Genomic DNA, 19,697 nt, shown 5'->3' on the forward strand with positions numbered 1-19,697 from the left:
GGCCTGTTGTTTGCTCCCCTCAATCCCGCCGGCGCGGCTCGCTACGCGACCTGATGCGCCGCTGCAGCAGCCGATGAAGCAGCTTGTTGTACCTGGCCCAGGAGTGGATCAGCAGAAACAGACCGATGATCAACGCCAGAAACCACTGACCCAACCCCTGCCAGCCGAGGGAGCCGATGAAGCCCAGCTCATCCCCGCTGTCGAGATAGTTGAACCAGGGCTGGATCGCGAGAAACAGCCAGCTGCCCCAGGTCAGCAACAGCAGCAACAGGTCCCGCAGCCGGTAGCCCCAGCTGCGCCGCTTGCCGTTGCGGATGATCATCTCTTTGCCGAGTTGGTGCTTACTCACGGAAGGACTCTCCTCTGTCCGGGCTCTCCCACACCGCCAGTTGGCCACGGCGGCGCAGCAGGGCCTTGGGCACGGCGACGATCACGGTCACCAGGTTGAGCAGCCAGTAGATCAGGGGATACCAGGCGCACCAGATGAAGCTGCGCAGCATGGTGCGATCGTAGTGGCTGTCGATGAAGATGCTGATCCCGAACTGCAACAGGCAGATGCCGGTCATCAGCACCCCGGACCAGGCGAAGAAGTGGCCCTCCGCCAGGGTGGTCAGGTTCGGGTGCAGCAACCAGTTCAGTGCCAGAAACAGCATGCCGTAACACCAGGTTACGCTCGCGGCATACTCCAGCAGCAGCAGCCAGAAGCGCCGATTCCGCCAACGTAGCACCCGCCCGCCGTAGCGCAACATCACCTCGGCGCCCCCCTGGGCCCAGCGCAGCCGCTGCTTGTAGAGGCCGCGCACCGTCTCCGGCATCAGCACCCAGCACAGGGCCTGGGGCTGGTAGTGGATAAGCCAGCCTGCCAGTTGCAGCTTCCAGCTGATGTCGATGTCCTCGGTCACCATGTCGGTGCTCCAGCCGCCGACCGCCTCCACCGCGCTCTTGCGAAACGCCACCACCACCCCGGACACGGTGAAGACGGTGCCATAGATGCGCTGGGCCCGCTTGATGAGCCCTATGATGGAGCTGAACTCCCCGGTCTGGATCTTGCCGATGATGGTGGAGCGGGTACGCACCCTGGGGTTGCCGGTCACGGCTCCCACCCTGGGGCTCTCCAGGAAGTGCTTCACCATCCACATCACGGCGTCGTGATCGAGCACGGCGTCGCCGTCGATCCCCACCAGGATCTCCCCATCGGCCTCCCCCAGGGCATGGTTGAGCGCCATGGCCTTGCCCTGATTGGGCTGATGCAGCACCCGCAACCGTGCATCCCCCAGCGCCAGCCTGTCGAGCCTCTCCCCGGTGTCATCCCGGCTGCCGTCGTTGATGGCCAGCACCTCGAAGTTGGGGTAACGCTGGCGCAGCAGATGGCCTATGGTCTCCTCCACGTTGGCGCCCTCGTTGTAGCAGGGCACCATCAGGGTCACCCTGGGGTGGCTCGGCAGCGTCAAGCCGCGCCTGGCCAGCGCCAGGTCCCGGCGCTCCCACTGGAAGTAGTAATAGAGGCCGCCGCACATCCACACCATGGCCATCAGGCTGGGGTAGGCCAGGGTGAAGACCGCCAGCCCGTCGAGGAAGGCCTTCATGGTTGCGGCCCCGGTGAGCCAGTGCGGCTGGCCTCAGCGGCTGGTGCGGGCTGCGCCATGGGCCTGGGTTGACTGGCGGCCGAGAAGACGGGTTTGAGCACGGCCGGATCCGGCTGGTTGTTGTGAAAATCGTCCGGGTAGTAGCCGAAGTTGTTCACCCCCTGCTCGCGGATGATGCGCATCCAGCGCGCCAGCTCCGCATCCGGGATCGGCTGCTCGGTGCGCCAGTTGCGGCTTTGCAGCTCGAACACCAGCTTGTCGGCGGGCACGGTCGCCAGCGCATCCTTCGCCAGCTTGGCGAGCCAGGCATCCGGTTCCCCGGCCTGTTCCATGTAGGGCATGGCCATCACGGCGGTGTAGTCATAGGCACGGGCAAAGTCCTCCATGCTCTGGGCAAACCACTGCTGGGATTCGGGCTCGGTGATGAGGGCGGCGTAGATGTTGCGCGCCGTCATCAGTCCATCCTGCCCCCCCTGTCGATAGCGGGCCGCCGCCGCTTTCAGCTCCAGAGTGAAGTCGATGAGCTGGCGGGTCTTCTGCTCCCCCTGAACCTTGAGCGCCGCCGGGCTGCGGGACAGCAGCCCCTCCCCTTCGTAATCCCCGAGGAAGGCATCGTCGTGGAACAACAGGCCATCGAACTTGGTGTAAAAGCCGAGATCCTCGTAGATATCCGCGATCAGACGGCGATTCCCCTGGTTCCAGGGGGCCAGGCGCAGGTACTGATCCGGGGCCGGCTTGCCGGTACGGCTGTCGGTGACATAGGGATGACCCGGGCCGAGATCGTAGGCCAGCACCGGCATCCAGGCGTAGACCTTGACCCCGGCCCGGGTGCGCAGTTGCCAGGCGACCCGGTTGAACAGATCCGCCTTCATCGGCATGTGACGATTCGGGAAGTAGAGCGCCTCCGCCACCCCGTCGCCGTTGTCATCCGCATAGGCCTGCAGATAGACGGTGGTGATGCCGTAGTTCTTGATGCGATCCAGCAGCTTGTCGAGGTTCTTGCCCTGCTGCACCGGATCCTTGTCATAGACGTAGTCGAGATCCACGTGCACCAGCCGCTGCACCGGCTGGGACCAGGTGTTACCCCCCATGATCTCGTCCAGATTCTGCAGACTGGTCTCCTCCTCCAGCAGATAACGGCGCACCTGGCTGCCCGACTCCGTCAGCCGGTTGACCCCGTCATCCAGGGTGAAGCTGTAGGGCATACCCGCCTCCTTGGCCACGGCGAGGGCGACCTCGTTGAAGGCGCCATAGGGCCAGACCATGATGCGCGGGCGCTGGCCCAAGTGCTGGCGGATCTGCTGGCTCGACGTCTCGAAATCCGCCTTGAGCCGCGCCCTGTACTTCGCCTGACTCTCGTAACCCTTGGGGCTCCAGCCCGCCGTGGTCACCGCGGGTTGCACATTGCCCTGGGGGTTCGCCAGCAGGCCGAAGTGGGAAGCGAAGGTATGGGAGGCGATTTCCACCAGACCGGAGGCCTGCATCTCCTGGATCTGTGGCCAGCCGACGAAGTAATCCCTGGGCAGCTTGTCGTCGCCATAGGGCACCATCTGATCCCGGGGTACGTCCAGCCAGCTGCCCACCAGGGCGAACACCGCCGGATACTGATAGAGCTTGAGCAGGGGATAGACCAGGCGATAGAAGCTCTCGTAGCCGTCGTCGAAGCTGAGCAGTATGGCCTTGGGTGGCAGGGGGGCCTTGCCGGCTTTGGCATCCAGGATCTGCTGGAAGCTGACCGGCTGGTAGCCCTGCTGCCGGATCCAGTTGAAGTGGCGGATCAGGGTGTCGCGGCGCATGGTCTGGGGATAGAGCTTGCGATCCGGGGTCAGCTTGAGATCGATGATGTCGTGGTAGCAGAGCACCACATAGTCGTCCCCCTGACGGGCGGCCTGGGTTGTCCAGGGCAGCAGCAGGGAGATGAGCAGGCAGAAGGGGGTGAGCAGTCGGCGCATCACAGGAAGCTCCATTGCAGATTGGCAAAGACGAAATCGCCGTACTCGGCATCGCCGTCATAGATGGCCTTGCTACGGCCGAGGCCATAACCCAGGCTCAGGGCCGGGGAGAGTTCCCAGTCATGGCGGTAGCTGAGCTGCCAGCCCTGACTGCCGCCATAGCCCTGTTGCCAGTAGCTGTTGGTGGACAGAAAGAGGCCCTGTACCAGCACACGGTTGGCGTCAAAGGGCAGGCGATAGCGGGCGCCCAGCTCCAGCTCCAGGTTGCGATCCTCAAGGGGGTTGAAGTAATCCACCTCCACCGCCTCGTTGCGGGAGCTGGCGGCGCGCAATGTGCCGTCGAGCCACCAGCGATCCCGGCGCCACAGATCCTGACGCACGAAGCCGGAGACGCTCTTGCGCAGGTTGCCATCGCTCAGATCCATCAGCTCGATCTGGGCTCCCGCCTCCCGGCTCTCGTCCTGGCGCCAGTTCAACTCGAGTTGATACTGATCTGCGTAGTCACCCCGGGCCAGCGCCCGCAGCGGCGTGTCGGCACTGTTGAGATTGACGGCGCCGCCGAGGGACCAGTGATCCCCGAGCCGCCAGTCCAGCCGATTCCACAGATAGACCCTGTGATTGAGCTCGGATCCCATCCCCCCTTCCACAGTCCATTGCAGCGGGTAGAGGGAGATCTCCATGCCAAGACCGCTGTAGGCGGCGCGCTCGGGTTCATTGTCGAACTCGCCAAAGCCGCCCTGACGACGCACGAACAAACGATGGCCCTCATCGCTGCGGGCGCTGTAGAGACGGGCATCGTAGCGCCAGTCCCGGCTCGCCAGCACGGAGCCGCCCTCGCTGCTGCCGTGGTTGAATTCGGTCACCAGGGTCGGTGCCTGCTCCTGCTTGAGGCGCTGGCCCAACTCCTTGCGATCCCGGTTGCCCTCCCCCAGGGCGCGGATGCGGGCGGGTGTCTGCTGCCACTGTCCCCGATCGAGGCGGGCATTGAGCCGCCCCGGTTCGAGCTGAGCCTGACTGGCGGGCTGCAACCAGCGAGCCGCCTCGGCATAGGCCTCATCGGCCCCGTCGGGATGACCCCGCCAACGGCGCAGATCCCCGAGTTGCATCCAGAGCCAGGGATTGGCCGGCGCACTCTCGAGCCAGCCGAGCAACTGGTGCTCGGCCTTATCGGCCTGGCCGCGCCAGGCCCCCAGCAGGTTCTGCAACTGCAACAGCCGCTCGTAATCGTCGTTGTCCATGCGGGTGTTGCCGGTGAAGTCCCAGCGGGTCAAGGGCTCCTGCCACTGGGTCAGCAGCCCGGCCGCCGCGTCGTAACGCTCCTGATCCGTGTAGGCATAGAAGCGCTTCTCTCGCAGCTCCTTGTCCATTGGCACCCGCGGAGCAAGCTCGTCGTAGATGAGGCTGGCCTCGCGGCTGCGCCCAAGCCCCGCCAGGGCATCGGCGCGGGCCATCAGCACGTAATCGGGCTGGGCCTCCCTGGCCAGCAGGGCGGCAGAATAGCGCTCGGCCAGCGCGAAGCGCCCGAGCGCCGCCAGGGTCACGATACGATCCCGCTCGTTGCTCAGATGGAGGGGGTGATCCTGGGGGGCCTCCCGCAGGATCCGCTCCTGCAACGCCAGCGCCCGCTGCAATGCGCGGGTGGTGAGCGCGGGATCCTCGGTCTGGGCGACGCTGCGCAGCAGGCTGACCGCCTCATAGTGCGCCAGCCAGAGCTGGTCGACGGGTGTGAACAGCGAAGGGTGCTGGCGCATCAGATCCGCGGCCGCCGGGCCGGCCCCCAGGCTCACGGCGACGCGATAGAGGGCCAGCAACTGCTCTGGGTTGCCAGGATCCTGCTCCAGCCACTGCTGACGGGCCAGCATCTCCCCCATGGCATCCCCCTGCCTGCGCGCGCCATAGATGCGGGCATCCAGGATGGCCTGATCCCGACCGAAGCGCGCCTCATAGTCGCTGGCCGCCTGACGGGCCAGGGTCAGATTGCCCTGATCGCTGGCACTCAGGTAGAGACCGAGCCAGGCGTTGCGGTTGTCCGGTGCCCGCCCCTGCAAGATGCGGTAATAGCTGATGGCGAGGGGGTAACGGCGCTCATCCCGCGCCGCCCTGGCGAGGGCTTCGAGGGAGGCGTTGGAGATGGGTTTGAACTCGCAGGGCTCGCAGCTCGCCAGCACCGCCGCCGGATCCTTGCGCCAGAGCTGCACCGCGATGAGATCGTCGAGCACCTTGCCATCCCGGCTGCGCCGATAGAGGGCATCCAGACCTGCGGCGGCCTGCTCGAGCTGGCCCTGCCGCGCCTGGATGACCCAGGCCTCTCTCTCCTGATCGAGCGCTCCCGCCCAGGCCAGACCGGGCAACAACGCCATAAGACAAAACATGCGATTCATTCGCAACATACACCCAGATTTCGTGGCACCAGTCATGGCGGATCAGGGTTGACCCTGATCATTCAGTGGGACATGGACGCTCGGGATTTGAGGGTGAAAGGCGGAGCCCGCCCTTCGTATGTGCGGTCCAGCCATCTCACGAGGAGATCTGCGACTTTCCGAACCCGACTCACATCGGGGGTGGCGAGGCGGCCGATTTTGAGTCTGTTCCGACATTAGTCAATGGGGGGATTTTATGAACCTCGGCTGAACCCAGGCTGTTGGGGAGGGTTAAATAGACGAAAAAAAGCACTGATACATTTAACAAAACATTGGTATCAGTAGGGTTAAATGGTGTCGGGAGGGCATCTTTGTACCGGCGGTCGGCGGTTGGAATGAACGAGTGGCCATGAGGCCGCTGTGACAGTCTGTGTCGCCGTCACAAGCGTTTGCATGCTCAGAAAAGCGTCATTTAGAAACCAACCCATCACCCATAGCGACAGATTGCCGCTATGAGATACGGCCCCGACGCGTCTCCATATCTGTGGCCTAACCCATAAAAAGAGCCCCTTACGGAGCTCTTTCTTGTGCATCACTGTGGCTGCCTGACCCCCTAGGCGGGCTGACCCTCACTCTGGTAGTGGCGATGGATCCAGGCCTCGAAGTCCGCCAGCATCTGCGCCTCCGAGTGGCGGTTGTCGGCGATCAGCGTCTCCCCGTGCACCACCCGGATGTGGGCGTTGAGGGGAGCGCCGTCACCGACGGGTGGGCGCTGACGCGCCGCCGCCATGCAGGCCGAGGCGGTCGCCCAGGCATCCTCCACGCTCTGGTTGCACACCCGTGCCAGGGGCGCCGCGCTGAAGCCCTCGCCTGTCAGGCTCTGCAGGGTCTGATCGTGGGTCATGCCATTGCCCGGCCCCCAGTAGTGAGCGGCCAAGTCCGGGCCGATGCGCGGGTTGTCGGTGAGGTAGCCGTCCCGGCGCAGGAAGTAGGCGCGGGTCTGCTCCACCGCCATCAGGGCCAGCAGGTAGCCGTGATAGGCGCAGGCCGACTCCTGATTGAGCAGATGGGGAATGGCGAGCAGCGGGCGCGGGCTCTCCACCCCCAGGATCTTGCGCTCCCACTGGCGGGCCAGCGCCAGCACGGCGGCCGGGGTGCGCTCGGCCTCGTCCATGGCGTAGAGATCCCGCTCGAAGTAGGCCACCAGGGCTATCTGGCGCTCGTTGAAGGCCCTGAACGGCTGGCGTGCCTCTATCATGGCCTTGATGAGGGCGTCCGGGATCACCTCCCCGGCCGCGTTGCGGGCGTAACGCTTGAGCCAGTCCGCATCGTCCAGCAGGCTGTCGCAGAACATGGACTGGGTCTCCGCATAGGCCATGGAGGTGGGCGGGAACTCCTGGGAGAAGCAGGGCGCGTTGCCGGTCACGTTGGCAAAGTGGGCCGCATGGCCTCCCTCGTGGAACAGGGTGTTGAGGCCGCTCCAGCCGCTGCCCACCTGGGCAGGATCCGCTAGGCTGGTGAAATTGACCACGGCCGGCACCCACTGCCCCTCCTGCCAGAAGCTCGGCACCGGGCCGTGACAGAAGCCGTTCTCGTATTTCCCCTCCCGGTTCAATAAATCGAGCGTGAGGGTCGCATCCCTGTACTGGATGCCGAGACGGCGGAAGCTCTCGACCCAATCCTTCAGAGCCCGGGAGAAGGGCACATAGGGATCGAGCTGACGGGTCACGTCGCCACTCACGAAGTAGCGCAGGTTGTGGGGCAGCAGCGCCGCCTCCCCCTTGGTCGCCTTCAACTCGGCGAGGCCCAGGTGCACCCTCTCCTCGGTGCGGGCGATAAAGTCATCCAGCACGGCGAACAGCTGCTCCGGACTCATCTGCTCGTTCTTGTGCACCTTGTAGTCGAAGTAGTCCCGATAGCCCATGGCGCGGGCAAAGCGGTTGCGAAGTGCCACCACCTCGAGGAAACCGTTGTCCACCACCCACTGCTCCAGGGTGTGGAACATGGCGATCGCACTCTGGCGCACCCCCTCGTTCTGGCTGGCCGCCAGCGAGGTGCTGGCCGCCGGCAGGCTGCCGGCCACCTGGCGCCCCTGCTCATCGAGCAGGCTGAGTTTGAGTTCCTTGCGGCGGGCGAACAAGTCTGCCTCGGCGGCCACCAGCTCGTCCATCAGGGCGGCGGCGGCCGGATCCTCGATCACGTTGCACTCGAAGAAGGCGATCCAGCCCCCGAGCCCGCGTTTGAGATCCGCCCCATCGGCCTCGGCCAGCATGGCCCGCAATATCGGCAGCCGCGCCGGATCGGCGCAGAAGGCCTTGTAAGCCTGTTCGGCAGCGGTGAAACCGGCCTGATCGTCGCTGGTGCCCATGTAGGTGGACCAGAACAGGTCCTCCTTGCGCCTGTGTACCTGCAGGTAGTCGGCGTTGAGCTGGTTCAGGTAATTCCTGGCATTGGAAGTCATAAGATCCCTCTTTATCGGTGGCCTCGGCCAGCCGTTCCTTTTTGGTGATGCCCCATCCTCGCGGGACAGGGCAGGGTGCGCCGGGATGCGCCCCATCACGCTAGCAAAAGCGGCCCCCCCTGTCTGCCAAATGCGGGGATTATCTGCGCAAGGGACGGCGCACTGCCCCCACTCTGATCCCTCGCCGGCCAAGCGACCCCACCCACGGCAGCCCACTCCGCCTCTCCAGAGCCACCCCCTTCACCCAAGGAAGCAGCCGGGGAGTGGGTGACGGCACAAGGCCTGAAGATGCATTCACACCTTCATGTTTAATATTCACGGAGGCCGCCGGAATACCGAATCGAGTGCAAATTTAAAAAGAAAAACAAAATCTTACGTATTGGCTCTACTCCGATGAGGTCAAGCTGTAAAGATTTACACTTAATAATTCAATCAAAAGAAGTCATGATAGGGAGGTCGTAGTCAAATGCGACACCATGACCCTTTTTGTAGTCATTTGGCAAACTGGTTGAAAGGCCAGGACGCAAAGCCTCCGGTCTAAAGACATGATGTCCAGGATAGCGGGGTTGCAACACCGTGTTTCGGGGAACTCCCCTGCCAACTTGACTGCCCACATCTATCGAACAGAGGAATGTATGGCAGCAACTATTCAACTCAATCGCCTCGCGGCCGCGCTGGCGCTGCTGGCCAGCGGCGGCGTGCTTGCCCACGGCTATATCAATCAGCCGGAAGGACGCAACTACCTGTGCAAGACCGGCGGCAACATCCAATGTGGCGCCATCCAGTGGGAGCCCCAGAGCCTGGAGGCAGCGTCCGGCTTCCCCAATGGCGGCCCGGCCGACGGCCAGATAGCCTCCGCCGGCCACACCCAGTTTGGTGAACTCAACGCCCAGACCAGCGATCGTTGGACCAAGCGCAACGTCCAGGCCGGTCCCTTCGCCATCGGCTGGACCTTCACCGCCAACCATGTCACCCGCAACTGGCGCTACTACCTCACCAAGCAGGACTGGAACCCGAACCAGCCGCTGACCCGGGCCTCCTTCGATCTCAATCCCTTCTGCGTGATCGACGGGAAGATGGAAAAACCCGCCATGCAGGTCACCCATAACTGCACCCTGCCGGCCCGCACCGGCTATCAGGTGATCCTGGGGGTCTGGGAGGTGGGCGATACCACCAACAGCTTCTACAACCTGATCGATGCCCGCTTCGAGGGAGGCACCCAGCCCCCCCTGACCTGGAGCCAGGGCGGGACCATCTATCCCTCCATCGATCTGGCGGCCGGTGACAAGGCCATGACCCGGGTGTTCGACGCCAGCGGCGAGCGCACGGATCTGCAAACCGTGCTGACCATCGCCAATACCGAGCAGGGTCAGAAAAACAACTGGGCCCACGCCCTGGCCAGCAAGATCAACGCGGAGCAGAGCCAGATCCGCGCCGGCCAACAGGGGACAGACGGTCAGTTCAACCCTGTCTACGGCCAGAACCCCGTCTACCTGAAGGCGGGCAGCAACCTGCAACGGGTCGAGATCCAGCTCGAGCAGCAGCAACCGCCCATCGGTGACAGCGTCAACGTGAGCGGCCTGGAGCGCGAATACCTGCTCGACAACGGCAAGCTGACCCTGAACTTCACGGTCGCGGTCCAGGGGGATCTCGCGGTCACTAACACCCTCTATGACCATGGCGGCGTCGCCAAGGGCCAGAGCAGTGCCGACATCAAGGACAGCAGCCAGAGCTTCACCATGCCCCTGACCGGCCTGAGTGCGGGCCACCATCAGCTGGTGATCGAGGGCAAGCCGAAGTCAGGTGGTGCTGCCGTGCAGCAGACCCTGGATCTGATGCTCAAAGACCCCGCCAGCGGCGGCGACTATCAGTACAGCTTCCCCGAGGGGCTGAAGTCCTACACCGCCGGCACCAAGGTGTTGCAACCCAAGAACGGCAAGATCTACCAGTGCAAGCCCTTCCCCTACAGCGGCTGGTGCAGCCAGTGGGCGAGCACGGCCACCCAGTATGAGCCGGGTGTCGGCTCCCACTGGCAGGAGGCCTGGACCCAACTGCCATAAGCGTCAAAAACGCAAACAGGGAGCCTCGGCTCCCTGTTTTTTTATGGCGCGTCACTCAGATCTGGTAATCGAGCGCCGCATCGTTGCGCAGGGCCCGCGCCTGTATGTCCGCGAGGGCCAGTTCCGGATTGCAGAGCTGGATGAACTGCCAGGCGAAGTTGTGCTGGAACTGCCCCTGCTTGAGCCCGATCCAGGCGGTGTGGGGGGCAAACAGCCGGCTGCCGTCGAGCTGCACCAACCCCTTGTCCCGCTGGCCGTTGAAGGCCATGTCCGCCAGAATACCCACCCCCATTTCCAGCTCGACATAGGTCTTTATGACGTCGGAATCCTGAGCCGTCAGCAGGATCTGCGGCACTATGCCGGCTTCGGCAAAGGCTTCGTCTACCCGCACCCGCCCGGTCAACCCGGCCTGGTAGGTGACGATGGGCCAGTGGGCCAGCGCCGCCAGGGTCAGCTCCCGCTCGGCGGTGAGGGGGTGCTGCTCCGGTACCACTATGTTGTGATGCCAGCGGTAGTAGGGGAAGGCCACCACACCTTCGCTCTTGTCCAGCTGCTCGCTGCTGATGCCGATGTCCACCTCGCCGGTCTGCACCAGCCGCACTATCTCCTCCGGGCTGCCCTGGCGCAGCTCCAGCTGCACCAGCGGGAACTGTTCGCGAAACGCCTTCACCACCCGTGGCAGGGCATAGCGCGCCTGGGTGTGCGTGGTCGCGACCAGCAGCCGGCCCGAGTCACGGTTGGCGAAGGTGCTGGCCAGTTTGCGGATGTTGTTGGCATCGTTGAGGATGCGCTCGGCGATCACCAGCAGCTCCTTGCCCGGCTCCGTCATGCCGAGCAACCGCTTGCCGTAGCGAATGAACAGCTCCAGCCCCAGCTCCTCTTCCAGCTCGCGGATGTGGCGGCTGACCCCGGACTGGGAGGTAAACAGGGCATTGGCGACCTCGGTCAGGTTGTAATCCCGCCGAGCCGCCTCACGAATAATGCGTAGTTGCTGAAAATTCACGTCATCGCCTCCTGCGCTGACCGGCCCCGTGGGATTGACCCCGGGGCCTTGTTCTCTGTCTCAAGCCTGAAATGTCGCACCGGGCGCCTCGGAACCTAGATCTGGTAATCCGGGTAGAGCTGGGCCTGCCTGGCCACCAGGCGCACCTCCTGACCCGGCACCAGGGCACGGGCGGACTCCTTGCTAAGCTCGGCCTCGTAGTGAGCCCCCTTGCCGTTTGGAGTGCCGACGTCACCGTTGCCCCTGAGCTCGACCCGGATCCGCGGCCCCATGGGCAGCAATCGGGTGATGGTGGCGCTGATGCCACCCGCTGCGTCCGCCGGCAGGATCTCCAGCTCGTGGGGGCGCACATAGGCGATGGCCGCGCTGCCATGGGCCAGCTGAGAGTCGCTCGCCCCCCCCAGCCACTGCTCGCCGATGCCGAGTCCCTGCTCCGCCACCCGGCCGTGGAACAGGTTCACGCTGCCGAGGAAGCTGTGCACGAAGGAGCTGGCCGGCTGGTCATAGACCTCGGCCGGGGTGCCGACCTGCTCCACCCGACCGGCGTTCATCAGCACCACCCGATCCGCCACCTCCAGCGCCTCCTCCTGATCGTGGGTCACGAACAGGCTGGTGACGTGCAGCTCGTTGTGCAGTTCCCGCAGCCAGCGACGCAGCTCCTTGCGCACCTGGGCATCGAGGGCGCCGAACGGCTCGTCCAGCAGCAGCACCTTGGGCTGCACCGCCAGGGCCCGCGCCAGGGCGACCCGCTGGCGCTGGCCACCGGAGAGCTGGGTCGGGTAACGCCCGGCCACGTGGCTGAGCTGCACCAGATCCAGCAGCTCCTTGACCCGGGCGCGGATGGCGGCCTCGTTCGGACGTTCGCTGCGCGGCTTGACCCGCAGGCCGAATGCCACGTTCTCGAACACCGTCATGTGGCGGAACAGGGCGTAATGCTGGAACACGAAGCCGACGTTGCGCTCGCGCACATGCAGGGCGGAGGCATCCTCCCCCCGGATGATGACGCTGCCGCTGTCCGCCTGCTCCAGCCCGGCGATGATCCGCAGCAAGGTGGTCTTGCCGCAGCCGGAGGGCCCCAGCAGGGCGACCAGCTCGCCGTCATGGAAGTCGAGATTGATGTCGGCAAGGGCCGCGTACTGGTTGAAATGCTTGTTGAGTTGTTGAACCTGAATGCTCATGGCTGCCTCGTTGAAACGGTGAAATCAGTGAGATTTGGTGGGCTGACCACGCAGCCGGGCCAACAGGGTTTCCCCCAACAGGGTAAAGATCCCGAACAGGGCCAACAGGCTGGCTACCGCGAAGGCGGCACCCGTCTGGTACTCGTTGTAGAGGATCTCGATGTGCAGCGGCAGGGTATTGGTCTGGCCGCGAATATGACCCGAGACCACGGACACGGCGCCAAACTCCCCCACCGCCCGGGCGGTACAGAGCAGCACGCCATACATCAGGCTCCAGCGGATGCCGGGCAGGGTCACCCGCCAGAACATCTGCAGGCCGCTCGCCCCCAGCATGATGGCGGCCTCTTCCTCTTCCGGTCCGCGCGCCTCCATCTGGGGCAGCAGCTCGCGCACCACGAAGGGCACCGTAATGAAGGTGGTCGCGAGGATGATCCCAGGGGTCGCGAAGATGATCTTGATGTCGTGCTCGCTCAGCCAGTCGCCAAACCAGCCGCGGCTGCCGAACATCAGCACGAACATCAGGCCCGCGATGACGGGAGATACCGAGAACGGCAGATCGATGATGGTGATGAGCAGTTGCCGGCCCGGGAAGCGGAAGCGGGCGATGGCCCAGGCGGCCGCCAGACCGAACAGCACGTTCAGCGGCACCGAGCAGAGCGTCACCAGGGCGGTGAGGCCGAGGGCGCTCAGGGCGTCCGGCTCGCTGATGGCGTGCCAGAAGAAGGCCAGGCCTGGAGTCAGCGCCTGAATGAAGACGGTGGCGAGCGGCAGCAGCAGCAGGGCGGCGAACCAGCCCAGTCCCACAGTGATGAGCAACCACTTGACCCAGACCGGCTCGCGGGTCACGGGTTGATGGGCCACGACCACGGCCACTTGGGGTGCCTTGTCGAGTGCGATAGTGGATGCGGTCATATGCGGCTCCCTCCGATACGGGCCCAGCTCCAGGCCTGCAACTTGTTGATGATCAACAGCAAGATGAATGAGATGAGCAGCATGACGGCGGCGATGGCGGAGGCCCCTGCATAGTCATACTCCTCCAGGTGGCTCATGATCATCAGGGGTGCAATCTCCGACACCATGGGCAAGTTGCCGGCGATAAAGATGACGGAGCCGTACTCCCCCACCCCGCGGGCGAAGGCCAGGGCGAAACCGGTCAGCAGCGCCGGGATCAGGGTCGGCCAGAGCACCCGGGCGAAGGTCTGCCAGCGATTGGCGCCGAGGCTCGCCGCCGCCTCTTCCTGCTCGGTCTCGGCTTCACGCAGCACAGGCTGCAGGGTACGCACCACGAAGGGCAGGCCGATGAAGGTCAAGGCTACCACCACCCCTATGGGGTTGTAGGCGAGCTCTATGCCAAAAGGGGCGACCCACTGACCGATCCAGCCGTTGGGGGCGAAGATGGCGCACAGGGCGATGCCGGAGACGGCGGTGGGCATGGCGAACGGCAGATCGATGAGGGCATCCACCAGACGGCGACCCGGGAAGCTGTAGCGCACCAGTACCCAGGCCAGGATCAAGCCAAACAGGCTGTTGAGCAGGGCGGCGATAAAGGCGGCGCCGAAGCTCAGGCGAAACGAGGCCAACACCCGGGGGGAGCTGATCACCTGCCAGAAGTCGGCGGCACTCAGGTTGTTGATAGCGAACAACACCAGGGCGGAGAGCGGCAGCAGCACCAATATGCTCAGGTAGAGCAGGCTGAAACCCAGGGTCGGTCCCAAGCCTGGCAGGACGGAATAAGAACTTAATCGCATAACGCATCCGTTTGTTATAAATAACTTTCGATATAGCGATTCTGCTCATAGCTGCCAGATGCAACAAACACCAATAACGCCTTTACTAATCACTTTTTTGTCTAACAACGGTGGAACAAGGCTTTTAGAGCGACAAATAAAAAAAAAGGTCTTTTATATAAATAAAAGACCTAACCAAACGGAGCCGTGAAACCAAAACCGGAAGTTGCTGCCATAGATACGAACCTGGGTGCGAGCCGATCTGCCCGCCATTGCCGTGTGTCGCCTCCTTGACTGTCGTACTGTGACTATCGATGACTAACGAAAACTGAGAGCCGCCCGCTTGCCCCACTCGGCCTGAGCCGGTTCCACCACCATCTCGGCTCGCCGATGCAGGGTGCCGAGCAGGTTGAGACCCTGACTCCACTCCCCGTGACCGGACTGGGCATTGATGTGACCCACTTCCCCTGCGTCGAACAAGGGCACCTGCCACTGACGACTCCAGTACTCGGCCCGCTCGAACGACATCCAGGGATCGTTGCGACTGGCGATGAGCTGGGCGGAAACCTTGACCGACCCCGCCAGCAGCTCGTCCGGGATGCCGAAACGGGCCGGATCGGCGGGGGCCACGATCAGGATGGAGGAGACCTTCTCCGGTTGCAGCCTGGCGGCGGCGATGGCAGTCAGGGCACCGAAGGAGTGCGCCACCAGATGGACCCGGCCGCGCCGGCTCCTGAGCTTGCTCGCCAACTTGGCACTCCAGACCGTGAGGTCCGGCTTGTCCCAGGGCAGGCCAACCATGCGCTGCCACTGGGGGAAATGCTGATGCCAGCGGCTCTGCCAGTGATCCGGCCCGCTGTTGTGCAGACCGGGAACCAGGAGGATCTTGTTCATCGCGGTGCTCCTATCCGTTGTCACAGTGGGCCAGCAAACTTAGCTGCCCGGCTGATAGATCTGGTCGAACAGACCGCCCTGGGCGAAGTGTTTCTTCTGGGCCTTGTCCCAATCCCCTTCCAGATCCTTGACGGTGAACAGACTCAGGGTCGGGAACTGGGCCGAGGTCTCCTTCAGGATCGCCGGGTTGCTGGGACGATAGTGGTACTTGGCGATGATGCGCTGTCCTTCATCCGAGTAGAGATAATCGAGGTACGCCTTGGCGACCGCCTCGGTGCCGTGCTTCTTGGCCACCTTGTCCACGACGGTGACCGGCGGCTCCGCCAGGATGGAGACGGACGGTACCACCAGTTCAAACTTGTCGCTGGTACCCGGCTGATTCAGCACCAGCAGGGCCTCATTCTCCCAGGCCAGCAGCACATCCCCCAAGCCACGCTCGATGAAGCTGGTGGTGGCGCCGCGAGCACCGGAATCCAGCACCTTCACGTTCTTGAACAGGTCGCCGACGAACTGTTTGGCGCCGTCCTCGCTGCCGCTCTTCTTCAGGGCATAGCCCCAGGCGGCCAGATAGTTCCAGCGCGCTCCGCCGGAGGTCTTGGGGTTCGGGGTGATGATGGAGACATCCTTGCGCACCAGATCGCCCCAGTCCTTGATCTGCTTGGGATTACCCTTGCGCACCAGGAAGACGATGGTGGAGGTATAGGGAGAAGCGTTATTGGCGAGACGCCCTTCCCAGTCGCTGGCGGTGAGGCCAGCCTTGGCCACCGCATCGACGTCATAGGCCAGCGCCAGGGAGACCACATCCGCCTCCAGACCGTCCACCACGGCGCGAGCCTGCTTGCCGGAGCCACCATGAGACTGGCTGACCACCACGTCGTCCCCTGTCTTGGTCTTCCACTCCTTGGCAAACGCCGTGTTGTACTCCTGGAACAGCTCGCGGGTCGGGTCGTAAGAGACGTTGAGCAGGCGGACTTCAGCGGCATTGGCCTGACCGAGCGCCAGCAGGGATAACAGGGAGAGGGCGGTCATTCGCAGTTTCATGGTGATACTCCTTATCGTTGGATTGAGTACAGCATGCCGCCTCTTCGATATACCAGGAAGAAAGAAATAGCGCTTTGCTTATCTCTTTTACGCATATTAGCCCACGACCCGCTGCTCACTCTGTGAGCCAGCGCCCTCAGCCCAGTTTCCCCTTGTGCCATCATGAGACGAGGCGGCAACGACATGGAGAAAGCGACATGTGGATCGAGGCCGAGCCCGTCTATGGCGCCCTGGTCTCCCTGGCCATAGGGCTCATCATCGGGCTGGAGCGGGGCTGGCAGGTACGCCGGCTCGGTGACAACCAGCGAATCGCCGGCATGCGCACCTATGGTCTCATCGGCCTGCTCGGCGGTGTCTGCGCCCTGTTGTTGCCCACACTGGGGCCCTGGCTGGCCCTGTTCGGCCTGCTGGCGGTGGTGACGGGCTGCGGCCTCTCGGTCTGGCTGGCCCTGCGCTGGCAGGGGGAGTTCGGCCTCACCAGTTCGGTGGCCATGCTGCTCACCTACCTGCTGGGGTTGATGTCTGTGCTGCAGAGCCCGAGCGAGGCGGTGGCCTGCGCCGTGCTGGCAGCCCTGCTGATGGGGCTCAAGGGCCAGATCCAGCAGGGAATGCTGTTCCTGAGCGAGGCGGAGTTTCACGCCACCCTGCGCTTCCTGCTCATCTCCCTGGTGCTGCTGCCCGTATTGCCCGACGCCGAGATGGGCCCCCTCAACGCCTTCAATCCGTTCAAGATCTGGCTGATGGTGGTGGTGATCGCCGGCATCTCATTCTGCGGCCACTTCGCGGTGCGGCTGCTCGGCACCCGCTCCGGCCTGGTGCTGACCAGCATGCTCGCGGGGCTCGCCTCCTCCACCGCCCTCACCCTGCAGTTCGCCCGTCTCAACAAGGCGCAATCTGGCCTGGAGCGACTGCTGGCCACCGGCATACTGTTGGCGGGGGCCACCATGTGGTTGCGCCTGCTGGTGCTGGTGCTGCTGATCCACGTCGAACTGGCCCAGCGCCTCGCCACCCCCTTGCTGGTATTGGCGGCCATCGTCTATGGCTTCGCCTTCTGGTTCTGGCGTCAGCGGGAAGAAGTGGCGGACAACCCAGTACAACCCGAGACCAGCAACCCCCTGGATCTCGCCACCGCCATCAAGTTCGGCCTGCTGCTGGCGCTGATCGGCTTCATGGCGACCCTGCTGCAGAGCAAGGTGGGCAACTCCGGGGTCTACCTGCTGGCGCTGGTATCGGGGATCACGGACGTGGACGCCATCACCCTCTCCCTCTCCCAGCTGGCCCACAAGGATCTGCTGCTGGACGTCGCGGCCCGCGGCATCCTGCTCGCCGGCCTGGTCAATTCGTTGGTGAAGGGTCTGTTGGCACTGGCCATAGGGGGGCATAAGCTGGGGTTGAGAGTGCTGTTGCCTTATCTCGTCTCGATCGTGCTGATCCTGCCGCTGCTATAGCTATCTCAGCCAACTTACTGAATGTATTTGGATTTCCATCCAGAGCATTGCACATAGGCAGAGAAAACAAGAGATGAAGGATATGGGGGAAATAAGAGGTGGGAGGAATCCAGGACATAAAAAAAGCCCAGTCGTTAGACTGGGCTTCTTGTTAGTGGCGGAGCGGACGGGACTCGAACCCGCGACCCCCGGCGTGACAGGCCGGTATTCTAACCGACTGAACTACCGCTCCGCATTCGGTTAGCTTTCGCTAAATCATGTGCCGCTTCGTTGAGGTGTCATCCTCGCAGCCAGTGATGTGATTTTGCACATCGCTGTTTAATTGGGTGCCTGGCAGTGTCCTACTCTCGCATGGCGAATGCCACACTACCATCGGCGCTACCGCGTTTCACTTCTGAGTTCGGCATGGGATCAGGTGGTTCCACGGCGCTATGGCCGCCAGGCAAATTCTTAATCCAGAAAGCTGACGTGAATAACGATGTTGCTCGTGGCTTGTCGTTATCACTGAATTTTTGAGTAGTTCTTGGGGTTTGTTACAAGTCTCAGAACACTTCTTGGGTGTTGTATGGTTAAGCCTCACGGGTAATTAGTATGGGTTAGCTCAACACGTCGCCGCGCTTACACACCCCACCTATCAACGTTGTGGTCTCCAACGGCCCTTTAGGACCCTCAAGGGGTCAGGGATGACTCATCTCAGGGCTCGCTTCCCGCTTAGATGCTTTCAGCGGTTATCGATTCCGAACTTAGCTACCGGGCAGTGCCACTGGCGTGACAACCCGAACACCAGAGGTTCGTTCACTCCGGTCCTCTCGTACTAGGAGCAACTCCCTTCAATCATCCAACGCCCACGGCAGATAGGGACCGAACTGTCTCACGACGTTCTGAACCCAGCTCGCGTACCACTTTAAATGGCGAACAGCCATACCCTTGGGACCGACTTCAGCCCCAGGATGTGATGAGCCGACATCGAGGTGCCAAACACCGCCGTCGATATGAACTCTTGGGCGGTATCAGCCTGTTATCCCCGGAGTACCTTTTATCCGTTGAGCGATGGCCCTTCCATTCAGAACCACCGGATCACTATGACCTACTTTCGTACCTGCTCGACCTGTCCGTCTCGCAGTTAAGCTGGCTTATGCCATTGCACTAACCTCCTGATGTCCGACCAGGATTAGCCAACCTTCGTGCTCCTCCGTTACTCTTTGGGAGGAGACCGCCCCAGTCAAACTACCCACCAGGCACTGTCCGCGAGCCCGATTCAGGGCCCTGCGTTAGAACATCAAACATACAAGGGTGGTATTTCAAGGACGGCTCCACGACAACTGGCGTCATCGCTTCAAAGCCTCCCACCTATCCTACACATGTAGGTTCAATGTTCAGTGCCAAGCTGTAGTAAAGGTTCACGGGGTCTTTCCGTCTAGCCGCGGGTACACCGCATCTTCACGGCGAATTCGATTTCACTGAGTCTCGGGTGGAGACAGCATGGCCATGGTTACACCATTCGTGCAGGTCGGAACTTACCCGACAAGGAATTTCGCTACCTTAGGACCGTTATAGTTACGGCCGCCGTTTACCGGGGCTTCGATCAAGAGCTTCGCTTGCGCTAACCCCATCAATTAACCTTCCGGCACCGGGCAGGTGTCACACCCTATACGTCCACTTTCGTGTTTGCAGAGTGCTGTGTTTTTGATAAACAGTCCCAGCCATCTGGTCACTGCGACTCCCGACAGCTCCATCCGCAAGGGACTTCACCATCAAGAGCGAACCTTCTCCCGAAGTTACGGTTCTATTTTGCCTAGTTCCTTCACCCGAGTTCTCTCAAGCGCCTTGGTATTCTCTACCCGACCACCTGTGTCGGTTTGGGGTACGATGACTTGTAATCTGAAGCTTAGAGGCTTTTCCTGGAAGCAGGGCATCAATGGCTTCCGCACCGTAGTGCGTTCGTCTCGTGTCTCAGTGTTGTGTCTCCGGATTTGCCTAGAAACAC

General features: G+C 62.9%; 13 protein-coding genes, 1 tRNA gene, 2 rRNA genes and 1 riboswitch (1 of these 17 running past the window's edge). Of the genes, 2 read left to right on the forward strand and 14 right to left on the reverse strand.

The window, feature by feature from the left end; translation table 11 throughout:
- Positions 1 to 19: 19 nt before the first annotated feature.
- From ACT5M9_RS08325 to ACT5M9_RS08345, 5 genes are all read right to left on the reverse strand, one after another.
- Positions 20 to 349: a hypothetical protein gene (locus ACT5M9_RS08325; RefSeq protein WP_457982934.1), complete on the reverse strand. Its 330-nt coding sequence runs from the start codon at positions 347 to 349 to the stop codon at positions 20 to 22.
- Entirely contained in the window at positions 342 to 1,586 is a 1,245-nt protein-coding gene (gene pgaC, locus ACT5M9_RS08330) for a poly-beta-1,6-N-acetyl-D-glucosamine synthase (RefSeq protein ID WP_457982935.1), read from the reverse strand. Before pgaC ends, ACT5M9_RS08325 begins: the two co-directional genes overlap by 8 nt.
- Positions 1,583 to 3,538, reverse strand: a complete 1,956-nt coding sequence (gene pgaB / locus ACT5M9_RS08335; RefSeq protein ID WP_457982936.1) for a poly-beta-1,6-N-acetyl-D-glucosamine N-deacetylase PgaB — start codon at positions 3,536 to 3,538, stop codon at positions 1,583 to 1,585. The genes pgaC and pgaB overlap by 4 nt, the downstream gene beginning before the upstream one ends.
- Positions 3,538 to 5,910: a poly-beta-1,6 N-acetyl-D-glucosamine export porin PgaA gene (gene pgaA / locus ACT5M9_RS08340; protein ID WP_457982938.1), complete on the reverse strand. Its 2,373-nt coding sequence runs from the start codon at positions 5,908 to 5,910 to the stop codon at positions 3,538 to 3,540. Before pgaA ends, pgaB begins: the two co-directional genes overlap by 1 nt.
- 601 nt (positions 5,911 to 6,511) lie before the next feature.
- Entirely contained in the window at positions 6,512 to 8,359 is a 1,848-nt protein-coding gene (locus tag ACT5M9_RS08345) for a M3 family metallopeptidase (protein ID WP_457982940.1), read from the reverse strand.
- A 488-nt stretch (positions 8,360 to 8,847) separates the two neighbouring features.
- A riboswitch (cyclic di-GMP riboswitch) is annotated at positions 8,848 to 8,933 on the forward strand.
- Between the two features lie 61 nt (positions 8,934 to 8,994).
- Between ACT5M9_RS08345 and gbpA the strand changes: the two genes are divergently transcribed.
- Positions 8,995 to 10,419: an N-acetylglucosamine-binding protein GbpA gene (gene gbpA / locus ACT5M9_RS08350; RefSeq protein ID WP_457982942.1), complete on the forward strand. Its 1,425-nt coding sequence runs from the start codon at positions 8,995 to 8,997 to the stop codon at positions 10,417 to 10,419.
- Between the two features lie 55 nt (positions 10,420 to 10,474).
- Here the strand turns inward: gbpA and cbl are convergent, their stop codons facing one another.
- From cbl to ACT5M9_RS08380, 6 genes are all read right to left on the reverse strand, one after another.
- Positions 10,475 to 11,422 (reverse strand): HTH-type transcriptional regulator Cbl, encoded by a 948-nt coding sequence (gene cbl / locus ACT5M9_RS08355; protein WP_100859409.1) that lies wholly within the window; start codon positions 11,420 to 11,422, stop codon positions 10,475 to 10,477.
- A gap of 95 nt (positions 11,423 to 11,517) precedes the next feature.
- Positions 11,518 to 12,600: a sulfate/molybdate ABC transporter ATP-binding protein gene (locus ACT5M9_RS08360; protein WP_457982944.1), complete on the reverse strand. Its 1,083-nt coding sequence runs from the start codon at positions 12,598 to 12,600 to the stop codon at positions 11,518 to 11,520.
- Positions 12,601 to 12,624: 24 nt separating this feature from the next.
- A complete protein-coding gene (gene cysW, locus ACT5M9_RS08365; RefSeq protein WP_457982946.1) occupies positions 12,625 to 13,512 on the reverse strand; it encodes a sulfate ABC transporter permease subunit CysW in 888 nt (295 codons plus the stop codon).
- Complete coding sequence (gene cysT, locus ACT5M9_RS08370) at positions 13,509 to 14,348, reverse strand: sulfate ABC transporter permease subunit CysT (RefSeq protein WP_457982948.1); 840 nt, start codon at positions 14,346 to 14,348, stop codon at positions 13,509 to 13,511. Before cysT ends, cysW begins: the two co-directional genes overlap by 4 nt.
- A gap of 297 nt (positions 14,349 to 14,645) precedes the next feature.
- The gene (locus ACT5M9_RS08375; protein WP_457982949.1) at positions 14,646 to 15,221 is read right to left on the reverse strand and encodes an RBBP9/YdeN family alpha/beta hydrolase; all 576 of its coding nucleotides are present in this window, start codon (positions 15,219 to 15,221) and stop codon (positions 14,646 to 14,648) included.
- Positions 15,222 to 15,260: 39 nt separating this feature from the next.
- The gene (locus tag ACT5M9_RS08380) at positions 15,261 to 16,262 is read right to left on the reverse strand and encodes a sulfate ABC transporter substrate-binding protein (RefSeq protein WP_438551378.1); all 1,002 of its coding nucleotides are present in this window, start codon (positions 16,260 to 16,262) and stop codon (positions 15,261 to 15,263) included.
- A 197-nt stretch (positions 16,263 to 16,459) separates the two neighbouring features.
- On the opposite strand from ACT5M9_RS08380, the gene ACT5M9_RS08385 reads away from it, so the two are divergent.
- Complete coding sequence (locus tag ACT5M9_RS08385) at positions 16,460 to 17,710, forward strand: MgtC/SapB family protein (RefSeq protein WP_457982951.1); 1,251 nt, start codon at positions 16,460 to 16,462, stop codon at positions 17,708 to 17,710.
- Between the two features lie 155 nt (positions 17,711 to 17,865).
- On the opposite strand, the gene ACT5M9_RS08390 is transcribed toward ACT5M9_RS08385, so the two are convergent.
- The 3 genes from ACT5M9_RS08390 to ACT5M9_RS08400 form a co-directional block, all read right to left on the reverse strand.
- Positions 17,866 to 17,942, reverse strand: a tRNA-Asp gene (locus tag ACT5M9_RS08390).
- A gap of 96 nt (positions 17,943 to 18,038) precedes the next feature.
- Positions 18,039 to 18,153 (reverse strand): 5S ribosomal RNA (gene rrf / locus ACT5M9_RS08395).
- A gap of 122 nt (positions 18,154 to 18,275) precedes the next feature.
- A 23S ribosomal RNA gene (locus ACT5M9_RS08400) occupies positions 18,276 to 19,697 on the reverse strand; it runs 1,467 nt beyond the window's last position.

The organism is Aeromonas sp. AE23HZ002T15 (genome assembly GCF_054165525.2).

Excerpts from the sequence above, each read along its gene's own strand:
- ACT5M9_RS08345 (WP_457982940.1), bottom strand. The coding sequence starts at position 8,359 with ATGACTTCCAATGCCAGGAATTACCTGAACCAGCTCAACGCCGACTAC.
- pgaC (WP_457982935.1), bottom strand. The coding sequence starts at position 1,586 with ATGAAGGCCTTCCTCGACGGGCTGGCGGTCTTCACCCTGGCCTACCCC.
- ACT5M9_RS08360 (WP_457982944.1), bottom strand. The coding sequence starts at position 12,600 with ATGAGCATTCAGGTTCAACAACTCAACAAGCATTTCAACCAGTACGCG.
- ACT5M9_RS08380 (WP_438551378.1), bottom strand. The coding sequence starts at position 16,262 with ATGAAACTGCGAATGACCGCCCTCTCCCTGTTATCCCTGCTGGCGCTC.
- ACT5M9_RS08385 (WP_457982951.1), top strand. The coding sequence starts at position 16,460 with ATGTGGATCGAGGCCGAGCCCGTCTATGGCGCCCTGGTCTCCCTGGCC.
- cysT (WP_457982948.1), bottom strand. The coding sequence starts at position 14,348 with ATGCGATTAAGTTCTTATTCCGTCCTGCCAGGCTTGGGACCGACCCTG.
- pgaA (WP_457982938.1), bottom strand. The coding sequence starts at position 5,910 with ATGTTTTGTCTTATGGCGTTGTTGCCCGGTCTGGCCTGGGCGGGAGCG.
- cysW (WP_457982946.1), bottom strand. The coding sequence starts at position 13,512 with ATGACCGCATCCACTATCGCACTCGACAAGGCACCCCAAGTGGCCGTG.
- ACT5M9_RS08375 (WP_457982949.1), bottom strand. The coding sequence starts at position 15,221 with ATGAACAAGATCCTCCTGGTTCCCGGTCTGCACAACAGCGGGCCGGAT.
- gbpA (WP_457982942.1), top strand. The coding sequence starts at position 8,995 with ATGGCAGCAACTATTCAACTCAATCGCCTCGCGGCCGCGCTGGCGCTG.
- pgaB (WP_457982936.1), bottom strand. The coding sequence starts at position 3,538 with ATGCGCCGACTGCTCACCCCCTTCTGCCTGCTCATCTCCCTGCTGCTG.